This window comes from Schumannella sp. 10F1B-5-1, assembly GCF_006517535.1.
GTDB lineage: Bacteria > Actinomycetota > Actinomycetes > Actinomycetales > Microbacteriaceae > Schumannella.
This window is the reverse complement of the sequence record NZ_VHQH01000154.1, coordinates 1-227: the sequence shown is the minus strand read 5'-3', so window position 1 is coordinate 227 and position 227 is coordinate 1. Positions and strand designations below refer to the sequence as shown.

Sequence of the window (227 nt, the reverse complement as noted above, 5' to 3'; positions counted from 1 at the left end):
ACGCAGCGCCTGCGAGTAGAGGGCGCGGTAGGGCAGCGAGAACTTGAGGTGGCGCGTGACGAGGGCGGGGGCGAGCTCCTCGCCGTCGGCCGAGATGCGGCCCGTGACGACGGCGACCGGTTCGACGCATGGCACGTCGAGGCGCTGCAGCGTGCGCAGCATCTCGTATTCGCGGCGGGCGAGCTCGGCCGTGGTCTCCTTGATCGCCACCACGAAGCCCTCGAGGT

Annotated in this window: 1 pseudogene; it reads right to left on the bottom strand. The window is 70.9% G+C overall.

From position 1 onward, the window contains the following. Positions 1-227: pseudogene (locus tag FJ658_RS15265) on the bottom strand (DUF4032 domain-containing protein); the annotation flags it as partial.